The sequence below is a fragment of the Puniceicoccaceae bacterium genome, from assembly GCA_040224245.1.
Classification (GTDB): domain Bacteria; phylum Verrucomicrobiota; class Verrucomicrobiia; order Opitutales; family JAFGAQ01; genus JAKSBQ01.
The window spans coordinates 80,512-92,545 of record JBEGIR010000087.1 but is presented as its reverse complement, the minus strand read 5'-3'; the positions used below and the strand labels follow the sequence as shown (position 1 = coordinate 92,545).

Annotated in this window: 10 protein-coding genes; 7 read left to right on the top strand and 3 right to left on the bottom strand. The window is 54.7% G+C overall.

The genetic code is table 11. The features are described from left to right. Positions 1–84: 84 nt before the first annotated feature. Positions 85–1,395, top strand: a complete 1,311-nt coding sequence (locus ABQ298_14895) for an IS1380 family transposase (GenBank protein ID MEQ9825672.1) — start codon at positions 85–87, stop codon at positions 1,393–1,395. A 192-nt stretch (positions 1,396–1,587) separates the two neighbouring features. On the opposite strand, the gene ABQ298_14890 is transcribed toward ABQ298_14895, so the two are convergent. Continuing rightward, complete coding sequence (locus ABQ298_14890; GenBank protein MEQ9825671.1) at positions 1,588–3,003, bottom strand: nucleoside hydrolase-like domain-containing protein; 1,416 nt, start codon at positions 3,001–3,003, stop codon at positions 1,588–1,590. Positions 3,004–3,382: 379 nt separating this feature from the next. Between ABQ298_14890 and ABQ298_14885 the strand changes: the two genes are divergently transcribed. From ABQ298_14885 to ABQ298_14875, 3 genes are all read left to right on the top strand, one after another. Continuing rightward, positions 3,383–3,811, top strand: coding sequence for a PH domain-containing protein (locus tag ABQ298_14885; protein ID MEQ9825670.1), 429 nt, complete (start codon positions 3,383–3,385; stop codon positions 3,809–3,811). Between the two features lie 211 nt (positions 3,812–4,022). Then, the gene (locus tag ABQ298_14880) at positions 4,023–4,631 is read left to right on the top strand and encodes a protein-L-isoaspartate(D-aspartate) O-methyltransferase (protein ID MEQ9825669.1); all 609 of its coding nucleotides are present in this window, start codon (positions 4,023–4,025) and stop codon (positions 4,629–4,631) included. Between the two features lie 166 nt (positions 4,632–4,797). Next, positions 4,798–5,064 carry a hypothetical protein gene (locus ABQ298_14875; protein ID MEQ9825668.1) on the top strand — a complete coding sequence of 89 codons (267 nt, stop codon included), beginning with the start codon at positions 4,798–4,800 and terminating at the stop codon, positions 5,062–5,064. Positions 5,065–5,079: 15 nt separating this feature from the next. Here ABQ298_14875 and ABQ298_14870 read toward each other — a convergent pair whose 3' ends face one another. Next, positions 5,080–6,144 carry a glycosyltransferase family protein gene (locus ABQ298_14870; protein ID MEQ9825667.1) on the bottom strand — a complete coding sequence of 355 codons (1,065 nt, stop codon included), beginning with the start codon at positions 6,142–6,144 and terminating at the stop codon, positions 5,080–5,082. Between the two features lie 252 nt (positions 6,145–6,396). On the opposite strand from ABQ298_14870, the gene ABQ298_14865 reads away from it, so the two are divergent. After that, complete coding sequence (locus tag ABQ298_14865) at positions 6,397–7,224, top strand: patatin-like phospholipase family protein (protein ID MEQ9825666.1); 828 nt, start codon at positions 6,397–6,399, stop codon at positions 7,222–7,224. 155 nt (positions 7,225–7,379) lie between these two features. Here the strand turns inward: ABQ298_14865 and ABQ298_14860 are convergent, their stop codons facing one another. Further along, positions 7,380–9,014 (bottom strand): ABC-F family ATP-binding cassette domain-containing protein, encoded by a 1,635-nt coding sequence (locus ABQ298_14860; GenBank protein ID MEQ9825665.1) that lies wholly within the window; start codon positions 9,012–9,014, stop codon positions 7,380–7,382. A 208-nt stretch (positions 9,015–9,222) separates the two neighbouring features. On the opposite strand from ABQ298_14860, the gene ABQ298_14855 reads away from it, so the two are divergent. After that, positions 9,223–9,789, top strand: a complete 567-nt coding sequence (locus ABQ298_14855; protein ID MEQ9825664.1) for a peptidylprolyl isomerase — start codon at positions 9,223–9,225, stop codon at positions 9,787–9,789. Between the two features lie 194 nt (positions 9,790–9,983). Next, positions 9,984–11,987 (top strand): family 43 glycosylhydrolase, encoded by a 2,004-nt coding sequence (locus tag ABQ298_14850; GenBank protein MEQ9825663.1) that lies wholly within the window; start codon positions 9,984–9,986, stop codon positions 11,985–11,987. Positions 11,988–12,034 lie beyond the last annotated feature (47 nt).

The window sequence follows — 12,034 nt, the reverse complement described above, 5'->3', positions numbered from 1 at the left end:
CCCGGATTTCTCACAAAAAAATATCGCATGGAGTGTAAGTCACTGATAAACAGTGGTTAGGAAAAATAAAATACAACTCCAGCGATGACAGAATTTAACCAGAAAGAATTCGCTTTTACAAGCTCGAAAGGACTCAAAATCAAAGCTCGTTTTGATGGTGGCACCGTCAGCTCAGATGGGGGCATGATGTTCGTTCGAGAAGCAGACAAACGATTGCGATTGACCCCAAGAGCTGCCAAATGCATCGACGATCCCCGGCAAGCGGGCAAGGTGAACCATGCCGTAACCCAACTGGTTCAACAACGCGTCTACGCACTGGCTTGTGGCTACGAGGATGCCAATGATTTTGAAAGCCTCAGAAACGATCCGTTGTGGCAGAGTCTGTGCGACAAAGACGGACAGTTGGCTGGAAAGTCGACCTTGGGTCGGTTTGAAAATCGAATCAACGGCAACAGTGCAGCTCAAATCAATGCACTGTTTGTGGAATTGTTCATTGCTTCGTTCAAGCTGGCCCCAAAACAAATCATCCTGGATTTTGACGCCACTGATAACCCGGTGCACGGCATGCAAGAGCAACGCTTTTTCCACGGGTATTATGACCGTTACTGTTTTTTGCCACTGTATGTCTTTTGTGGCGATCAACTGTTGTGTGCGTATCTTCGCCCGAGCAATACCGATGCGGCCAAGCATGCCGCAGCGATCCTGAAATTGCTGTGTAGGCGTTTGCGCAAGGCATGGCCGAAAGTGCAGATCATTTTCCGTGCAGACAGCGGGTTTTGCCGGGATCGCATCCTGACATGGTGCGACCGTCACCGAATCGATTATTGCGTGGGAGTGGCCCGTAACCCGGTTTTGCAATACGAAGCTGAGGTGTTTTTGAACCGTGCCCGTGATCAGTATGAACGCACTGGCGAAAAACAGCGCTTGTTTGGCGCTGTCATTTACGGAGCAAAGAGCTGGACACTCAAACGCCCGATCATCGTCAAAGCTGAGCACTCGGAAAAGGGAGCCAATCCACGCTTCGTCGTCAGCAGCCTGTACGGTGATAATGAGCACATCTACGACAAAATCTACTGTGCCCGTGGGGAGATGGAAAACCGGATCAAGGAACAGATGCAGTTGTTCAGCACACGCACGAGCGCTCATCGCTGGTGGGCCAACCAATGGAGAATCCTGCTCAGCGCCATGGCTTATGTGCTTGTCCAATACATCCGCGCTACGGCCCTTGGTGCCACCGAATTGGCCAAAGCCCAGTGTGCAACGATCCGACTCAAACTCTTCAAGATCGGAGCACTAATCGTTCGAAAATCCCGTCACATACGCATCCATTTGAGCGAAAGTTATCCGCTGCAGAGTCTGTTCTACTTGGTATGGGAACGTTTACAGGCAACGTGAGCAAAACCGCATCGTGGCAACTCCATCAACTGCTTGAGCAGGGTCACTTTTGAATCGATGGGGGAAAGGGGGAAATGTCGACATTATCCAGCAATGCACACGGTAAAGAGTATCAATACACTGCAAATCGCGGAATCCAGGCAATCCGCTACCAACAATCGATACATCAAATACCTTCATGAGAAATGCGGGCTAAGGGTGACGCAAAATCACCCTGCGGTAGCTCGTGAGCTGCGGGCTGCCACTGTCCACGACCTCCAGGATCAGGTGCAGGGTTTGTCCGTAACCGAGGGTGGGCATCGCAAATTCGAGAACTTCCTCACTGGAGTTGGGTAGCTCAAGTTGACCCGTAAATCCACCTGCTTCCCGGTACACCCACCAGCGGTAGCGCAGGTGATCACCATCCGGATCCCTGCTGCCCTTTGCCGACAGGCTGACGGTCTGCCCAGCCTTTGCAGTGCCCAGAGCGTGCGCCTTGCCTTCGTTTCCATTGAGCACCACAACCGGATGGTGGTTCGCTCCCGTGTAGGAATCCGCCACACACCAGTCCATGCGTGCCGCAAAATCGTGCTGATAGGCACGTCGCCAGCGCCAGATGGTCGCCTGGTTCGACGCCTCCACGCGACCATCGGGCAACTCCACCGCATCCTGGGTATCGATAGTGGAGGTCCATATCTTTGCCACTTCTCCATAGGATTGAAAGGCTTCATACCTGCCAGCCCACCCGCCCCAGCTGGGACTCTGTGACCAAGCCAATCCATTCTGGATCAGGCCAAAAAACGACGGTGTGTCCCCTTCCATGATGTATTCGGCGGGCGGGTAATTCGCCCCGAGAGGACCATGGTTTTCCGCGATGTTTTCCTTTAACCACGGATTGTCCACAAGTTCAAAGTCCACCCTGGGTCCATTGCGATACCAGCGGTCGCCCGCAATCCCGGTCCAGGTGGCACGGTAGTACTCCTTCCAACTGTCTCCGGCGCAGGGGTCGACGATGTAAAAAATGCCTGGAAACTGATGCCGAATCCAGGAACCCGCGAAGTCTTGATCCGAAATGCTGTAGATGCGCAGCTTGTCCACAAACTGCTGCAGCTCGGATTGCGAACGCGTCTGCTTCACCTTCCATAGCGCCTGTGCCAAGCAATTGGCACCGCCCCAGACCGAAACCCACAGGGGGCGGTCATCGTCCCGGTCCACGGCCTGAATCAGCAGTTCGGAGCCGGTCGAATCCTTACCCTCGCCCACACCCTCCATGCTGTAGAGCGGCAGGTGCTCTGCAATGACCGCCTGCAATGCCTCGACACTGGGATATCCCTTTGCGTGCAACGTCAGGTTGTCGCGCACCTTGCCATAGTTGCCAACCAGCTCGCGGATCTTGTCCTGGCGCGTGCGATTCCTCAGGTGAGTCGAGGTTGTGGCCACGATGCCTTCGACATCGTATTCGTTTGCGCTGACCAGAAACCGCACCAGCGATTGCTGGTCATCCGGCTCGTTGGTGATATCGGTGAGCACAAACACCCGCTGTTTCACGGGTTCCTCGAAGGTCAGCGGGGTTAGCGCGAAGACAGAGCCATGATATAACAGCAGTAGGAACAGAATCGAATATTTCATGGAATCTTTAGCTTGGGGGTATAAGTCACATGGGCGATGTTCGCAACCGGAGTTGCATGGATGGGAAATTTGCAGCGCAGAGGGATGCCGACGCTTATGCCAGATACCCTTGCACAACTGTTGAGATGCATTCTATCGACTCCACGGCATGGAATCCATTCGATTCTGCCTCAAAACCAACGGCATCCTAAGATTATGACGTCCTGGCTTCGGTCTGGCAGTTTTCATTTGCATTGCATTGCAGCACCTGTTGCACACCATCAGAAGCCTGTCGGCAGGCTGTCTGGATCGACTGTGAATCCCAGTGGTTTGCTGCGAATGCTTGTGGGAAAATCCACCCGCAACCTGCAAACGCTCTCACCTCAATCCACTCCACACCATGCAACCTTCCATCTATCCATCCAAAGTTGACCTCTGGCTCGCCGCTGTGCTCATCCTTGCCCCGATCACAGCTGTGGGCATGGGAGTTTACCTGGCACTGACGGGTGAGGCTGAGGGCTGGATCTCCGTTTTCACAGGTTGCTTCATGGCAGTGGTCATGGCGGCTTTTACACTGCCCTGTCACTACACACTGGATGATCGCGGTTTGCACATTCGATGTGGACTCATGGAGGATCACATCCTCTTGCAGGACATTCGACAAGTCACCCCGACCTTCAATCCGCTCGCGGCGCCCGCGCTCTCAATCCGAAGAGTGCGCATCGATACGGCGCATCGCAGTTTTCTGATATCGCCGCGCAATCGTGAGCGCTTCATCGAAGAGCTGGAGCAGCGCCAGTCGTCACTTCCGAAGCTGACGTCGGAGTGAACCGCTGCATCAATTCGGAATTTTCTCAAATTCCGCAACGGTGGAGAAGTGCGAATCGTATCAACAGGATTTGCGAATGCGGCCATTTGGGATATCTTGCACTTTGGTCACAATGAAATTGGGAATCCTACAGGGAAGCATTGGCCTCGGAGGCGTTATGTGCCTGTTTGTGGGCATTGCGGCCCAAGGTTCCGAACCAAACTGGCAAAACATGAGAGCAGCGATGGTGAAACAGCAGATCGTCGCCCGGGGAGTTGAGCACCCGCGCGTGCTGGAGGCCATGCACAAGGTGGAACGCCACCGCTTTGTCAGCGAACCCTATCGCTACCATGCCTACACGGACCGTCCGCTGCCGATTGATGCAGGGCAGACCATTTCCCAACCGTTCATCGTCGCACACATGACGGAGCTGCTCGATCCGGAACCGGGTGACCGCATTCTCGAAGTCGGAACTGGCTCAGGTTACCAGGCAGCGATCCTTGCCGAACTGGTAACCCATGTCTATACCATCGAGGTGATTGAATCCCTCGCCTCAACATCGGCCAAGCTTTTGCAGGAACTCCGCTACGCCAATATCACCGTGCGCCATGGCGATGGCTACGCGGGTTGGGCAGAGGAAGCACCGTTTGATGGCATCATCGTGACCGCCGCACCGCCCGAAGTTCCCCAGACCCTTCTGGAGCAACTGAAGGTCGGTGCCCGCCTCGTCATTCCGGTCGGGCAGAGCCAACAGGAACTGCAAGTCATCGTGCGAACGGAGAGCGGATGGGAACGCACGGTCGTCTACCCGGTGCGCTTTGTGCCGATGGTTCCAGGCTGAACCGAAGTCTCCAACGTGGTAACGACAGGGTGTGCAGCGCGTTCGGCTTTGCCCGGAACTGCTGTATGCTCATACAGATTTTGCCCAGTTACGGCACTGAGCTGCGGGTTTCTTCTCAAACCCGCTTTACTTGGAAGACAAGGAATGCGATAGTTGCGCCGTTGCCATGACCAGCGCCCGCAAAAAGATTCGCATCATCAAATATTCGTCGATTGACGCGGGATTTCACCTGGTGGCGGTTTCCCTGCTGGCATGGACCTGCCACCGTTGGCTGACCGTCATCGACTCCACCACGCTTCGCATCGTGCTGGGCGTTGTGGTCGGATTGCCGCTCTCAGTCGTGCTCCGACCCATCGTGGTTCCGATTGTCTACATTTTCATTTCATTCAACCGGGCGATTGTCAGCATCATCCGCAAAGAACTGAGATGGTAAGACTGGAACCCGTGTTCACGGGTTGTCGAACACTCGAAAGAAAATCTCCTCCTTGCGGTCAAACCATGTGCGCGTGGGTCCCGTCAGCTGAGCGTTGTCCGGAAAGGCCATGGTATCCAGTTGGAAATCATAGTTCTCACGCATGAAACCAAGACCGCTTCGCTGCAAATCGCTGCCATTGCAATTCTGCTCGTAGTGGTTCTGCACCGGGATCGCCACAACCCGCTTCCCCATGTAGATCGCTTCGGCCACAGTTTCGAATCCGGACGTCGTGACGACATACTTCGAGTGACGCATGTGTTCGATGAAGCGGGAACCATCGAGTTTGCAGATGGTCAGATTGGTTAGCGCCCGGTAAATCGCATCAGCATGTTTATGGTCGCAGAAGCAGACAAACTGCAGTTGCGGGTGCCGCTCTGCCAGTTTTTCAATTTCATTCAGATACTCCTGGTTGAGCAAATACACGAGTACATCCTCATCCTGCGTCGTCTGGAGTTTATAGATTTCCTCGCGCAAAAGGGGCGGGCAGATGGTAAAACGCTTGGAGGGTGCATCGATGGGGTAGAGCGAGAGCACCATCATGTGGTCGGTTCGCACATTGGCCAATTGTGTGAGAAAGCGTGTGACAAAGGCATCAATGAAATGTCCCTCCAGCGGAAACTCGGGAGAAAACATGAAGAGATTCTGATGCGAGACCGAAATGCGGTGGGTGGGATAGGACAGGTCAACAACCGCAAGTGCTGCAAGCGGTTCGAAAAAATTGAGAATGTAGGCGGGTCGGTGCTGGCGCACGTATTTGCGAATGATGCGACGGGAGCGGATGTAACCCGGAGCGCGTATCACATTGCGGAAAATGGTGCCCAACTTATCCACTTTGCGCCCGTGTTTGTAGATGATCTCGAGCGTATGATACGTCACCAGCGCATCCCCGAACAGATCCTTGGCGTATTGCGGTACCTGACGGTTTCGTGGAATACCCACCGCTACCTTTGGAATCTCATAGTTGAGGCGCTTGAGCATGTGAAAAACCGCTATGGCCTGAGTCAGGTGTCCGCGCCCCTCCCCCTGCACGAACAGCATGGCATTGCGGTTTTTTGCGTTCCGCAGCCGAACTCGGCGTTTTCTGAAAAAATCCCGGTCTGAAATAAACCTTCGCATGCGTGCTTCGTTGAAAGGAGTCACCACCATAAACGATAGTCCAGACTTTTGAAAGGTACGCTTCGTTTTTTCTGCAGATCAATGGAGCTTGAGTGGCAGATGCAACGGGATCGTGCGTTTCGAGATTGCGGAGCAGATCGAAAAAGAGGAAAACCAAAAGCCTTGTCACTGCACATGAAAAAGATCGGACTAGCCTTGGGTGGCGGGGGTGCCAGAGGGTTTGCGCACATCCCGATGTTGGAAGTTATCGATGACCTGGGCATTGAGCTGCACGCCATCAGTGGAACCAGTGCTGGTGCGATTGTCGCATCACTCTACGCATCGGGCATGAGGGGTTTTGAGATTCGGGAGTGGTTTGAAGGCATGCTCATCGAGAAGGGAGACGGTCTCCGGGAACTCTTCCAAAAACCCCAGGCGCTGCGAACCATCGAATTTCTCGATCTCAGTTTTAAACACAGCGGATTGCTGAAGGGGAAGCGCTTCACCGATACCCTGAAGGAAAAAACCAGCGTCGAACGTTTTGAAGATCTTGAGATTCCACTGCGCGTTGTGGCATCCGATTTTTGGAAATCGACCCAGGTTGTATTATCAAAGGGACCGCTTTTCCCTGCGATCCGTGCCAGCATGTGTCTGCCCGGGATTTTTGTGCCAGTGGAGATCGATGGACACATCCTCATCGACGGCGGCGGGGTCAACCCGGTTCCCCACGATATCCTTAACGATTGTGATGTGGTGATCGCGATTGATGTGATGGGATTTCCATCCAATGAACGACCGAAAGAACCCGGCCTTTTTTCGTCGGTCATCGGCATGTTTGACGTCATGCAAAACACCATCATCGAGCAGCGTCTTGAGGCCACCCCGCCGAACCTCTATCTCAAGCCAGACATTCGTGGGGTCGACATCCTCGACTTTCACCGGTCACAGGAAGTGTATGAAATGACCGAACCCGCTGCCCGCAAGCTGCAGCGCTGGCTGGAGAAACTCATGGAGAACTGGTGAGTCTTCAGCAGGAAACCGACTTCTGTTCCCGGTCGCTTCACCCTGTTCCCTGTAGCGATAAACCGAAAAACTACGAAGCATGCGTTGGAACCTGCCAAGTGCGAATACCTTTGCAAACCCTTTGCGCCCCCCTCTTCGGGCAGCACGGCACAGGATCATCCCTGTTTTTCAGTCTTCTCGACTTCTTCCTGTTCGATACGGGCGATGTATTCGGAAACATTGCAGGTGAGCATGCGGCTGCCATCCGGACGCACCTCCAGCACCTTGTTGACCACGGGATCGAGGAAGTAACGGTCGTGGCTCACAAGCACTACGGTGCCATCAAACTCCCGGATCGCATCCTGCAGCACCTCCTTGGACTTGATATCGAGGTGATTCGTCGGCTCATCGAGAATGATGCAGTTGGCAGGGTGCATCAGAAATTTGGCCAGCGCCACACGGTTGCGCTCCCCTCCTGAAAGCACGCGGATTGACTTGTGCTGCGCATCTCCGCTGAACAGAAGGGCCCCAAGTGCGGCACGTGGGTTGGCATCCAGGTTGCCCTCAGTCGCCGCTTCCACCTCCTGGAGTACAGTGTTCTCCGGATTCAGCTCTTCGGCCTGCTGCTGAGCAAAGTATCCGATCACGGTGTTCACACCAGTCTCACGGGTGCCACTGTCAATCGGATCCGTGCCTGCGAGGATGCGGGCAAGCGTGGATTTTCCGGCTCCGTTCACTCCGACCACTGCGATGCGGTCTCCCTTTTCAATACGTAAGCTCAATCCCTGAAACACCTTGATCGGACCGTAGGCCTTGTGGATGTCCTTGAGTTCAATCACCTTCGCGCTTGCGGGTGGTGGTGGCGGGAAGCGAAAGAAAATCTTTTTCTCCTCCCGTTCGACTTCCACCCGCTCGATCTTGTCGAGTTTCTTGATGCGGCTCTGCACCATGCCCGCCTTTTTCACGTTACCGCGAAAACGGTTGATGAGTTCCTTCTCCTTTTGAATTTCCTTCTTCTGCTGCTCGGCCTTCTTACGCTGGTTGGCAATACGGGCTGCACTTTCTTTGACGTAGTAGTCGTAGTTGCCGTTGTAAACGTTCAGTTGCCCGAACTTGATCTCATATGTCTTGTTGGTGATCGCATTCAAAAATGCACGGTCGTGGGAAATCACCATCAGCGCACCATGATAATTGGCCAGATACTTTTCGAGCCAGTTCTGTGAAAGCACATCCAGGTGATTGGTCGGTTCGTCGAGCAGCAGCAGGGAGGGCGTCTGTAGCAACAGCTTGGCAAGGGCGATGCGCATCTGCCAACCACCGGAGAATTCACCCGTGTCTCGCGTTAGGTCACGCTGGGAAAATCCGAGGCCCTGCAAGGTGCGCTCGATGCGGGACTTCATCTTCTGCGGTTCGTGATTGTCGAGCTGTTCCTGCCATTCACCAATCAGGTCGTAGAGTTCATAGGACTCAGGATCATCAGGCTCGAGTTCGTACGTACGCTCCAGTGCCTCGTCGATTTTTTTCTCGAGTTCCAAAACGTCGGAGAACGCCGTTTCCACTTCCTCGTAGAGCGTTTTCCCACTGGTCTCAATGCCATCCTGGGGCAGGTATCCCAGGGTTACAAAACCATGTTTTTCAAAATGGCCCGAATCGATTTCCTCCTGTCCGATCATGGCTCGTACGAGCGTGGACTTTCCGGAACCGTTAGCACCCACCAGTGCGATGCGGTCGCGTGCCCCGATGGTTACGTTGATATCGTCGAACAGAACGCGTTCCCCGTAAGCGAGTCGGATGTCTTTGAGTGTGATCATAGCTTGAAAATCTCCCTGAAAGCGGACCGTAATTGATGCGTGGTCCTGCACCCTACAGCCACAACCACGAAGGCATTGGGTCAACCCATTTCTTGACCAGATACAGGAATAATGCTGCAAATCGCACAATTGTGCTTTGACCGCAGCAGTGTATCGAGTACAGCATGGACACTCGCGAGAGACTTCCAACACCAACACCCACTATCGAATGAATATCAGTAAAGGCACCGTGGTTTCCATTGACTATGTCCTCACGGACGATGACGGAAATCTAGTAGATCAGTCCGACAGCGCACGCCCCCTTGTGTACATGCAGGGCTACGGCAACATCATCCCTGGTCTCGAACAAGCACTGGAGGGTCGCGAAAATGGTGACAACGTGAAGGTGAGAATCGCGCCCGAACAGGGCTACGGGGTCAGTCGTCCCGAGATGGTGCAAGTGGTACCCAAGGATCGCTTCGAGGGGATGGATGGAGAGGTGCAGGCAGGCATGCAATTCCACGCCCGCACACAGGAAGGTGGAGTGATCGCCGTGCGTGTTGTCAAAGTTGAGGACAATGAAGTCACCATCGATGGCAATCACCCGCTGGCCGATCAACACTTGAATTTTGATGTGAATGTGCGCGAGATTCGCCTCGCCACCATTGAAGAACTCGAGCATGGACACCCGCATGTCGAAGGTGGAGGTTGCTGCGGCGGTGGAAACTGCGACAACCCTGACCACGAACATGATGACTCCTGCGACCATCACGGTGGTTGCGGTTGTCAGCATTGACGGGATTTGCTGCCGCAGCTGCTGCAGCAATGGCACAGCATGAGTCGGTTTGACAACGCCGTCAGCCGGAGTCACTTGACTGTTCAACAACCCTGCCTTTGAGCGTAGAAGGGATGTCAGCAATAGCTTTTCCCTCGCGTTCGGAGATGACGACCCTTGTACTCCGAGCAGTTCCGCAACCCCTGTAAAGACCCATGCGATTCAAAATTGCCCTACCATCCTGTTCCCGGAAATTCCTGCAAGCCGGACTCTTCCTGTGTATTGCCTGCTGCCTGTCCAGTTTCGCGCGAGCGGAACCGACCCAGGGATTCCTCTTTGCCACCTTCAGGGGAGAGAGTGGTGCGATGGGGGAGCAGGTCTATTTTGCACTCAGCCGTGACGGTCGGAATTGGGAAGCCCTCAATGACGGAAGGCCTGCACTTGTGAGTAATGTGGGTGAACGCGGTGCACGTGACCCCTTCCTGCTGCGCTCCCACTCGGGTGATTCGTTCTACCTGATTGCAACCGATTTGTCGATCCATCACAACCCGGACTGGGGGCGTGCGGTTCGAGAGGGCAGTCAACACCTGCTCATCTGGCAATCGCAGGACCTGGTGAACTGGTCGGAACCGCGCCGCGTACGCGTCGCTCCCGAGGATGCAGGCTGCGCCTGGGCACCGGAGGCGATCTATGATGCCGAAAGAGGGGATTATCTGATTTTCTGGGCCTCGACTACCGCGCGGGATGATTTTGAGAAACACCGGATCTGGGCGGTTCGCACGCCAGATTTTCAGAACTTCAGCGAACCTTTTGTTTTCATCGAAAAGCCCACCACCATCATCGACACCACCATCGTGCACGACGGAGTGAACTATCATCGTTTCACGAAGGACGAAAAATACAAGGCCATCACCCTGGAGTCCGCTGAGCAGCTCGCGGGACCCTGGGTCGAACAACCTGACTTCTCACTCGCACAGCTCGTGGGTTACGAGGGACCGCAGGCCTATCAGATCGAACCGGCAAGTGGGGACAAACCAGCAACCTGGGGCCTGATCCTCGATCACTACGCAAAGGGGCGTGGTTACCAGCCCTTCACCACAACTGACCTCGCTGCGGGGCAGTTTGAACCCGCTGGTGATTTTTCATTTCCCTTTCCCTTCCGTCACGGTTCTGTGCTACCGCTCACTGCGAGCGAAGTGGAACAACTGGCCAATGCAGAAACGATTGGAGTGGCGGGAACATCGAGTATCCACCCCGCCTTCACCTGGACCAATCCCATCGTACCCCAGCGTGCAGATCCCCATGTTTTCCTGCACAGCGACGGCTACTATTACCTCGCCGCAACCGTGCCAGAATATGATCGCATTGAGATCCGCCGTGCCCGCACACTGGGCGGACTCTCAACCGCCACACCCAAAGTCATCTGGGAAAAACACGAAACCGGGGTCATGGGTGCCCACATCTGGGCCCCCGAAATTCACTTCATCGACGGAAAATGGTACGTGTATTTTTCTGCAGGCGAAGCCGAGCAGATATGGGCGATCCGCTTGTGGGTTCTGGAGTGCGAGGGACCCAACCCACTGACCGATGCCTGGACTGAGCAGGGAAAGCTCGAAGTGGGCTGGGAATCCTTCACGCTCGACGCGACCACGTTTGAACACCAGGGCGTGCGCTATCTGGTCTGGACGCAAAATGAACCTGAGGTTCGGGGAACCAATCTCTACATCGCGCGCATGGACAGCCCAACTTCAATCACCGGAGAAATCACGCTGCTCACGCGTCCCGAATTGGACTGGGAACAGCGTGGCCACTGGGTCAACGAAGCCCCTGCAGTGCTCATCCGAAACGGACGGGTGTGGATGACCTACTCCGCCAGTGCGACGGATGCGAACTATTGTCTCGGACTGCTCTCGGCTCCCGATGATGCCGACCTGCTCGATGCCACTGTCTGGACCAAGTCTCCCGAACCCGTGCTGCAAAGCAATGCATCCACCAGTCAGTTTGGAACGGGCCACAACAGTTTTACCACCACTCCCTGTGGCACCTACGACATTCTCGTCTACCACGCACGCAACTACGAACACATTGAGGGTGAACCCTTGCGCAACCCCGACCGCGCCACACGCGCCCAAGTCATCCAATGGCGTGAAGACGGTTCCCCCGATTTTGGCATCCCCGTTGCCGATGGACCCTACACCCTGCCAACAGCCAAGGAATGATGTTTCAGCTGCGTCAACATCCAAGACAGGCTGTTGATGCAGCGCTA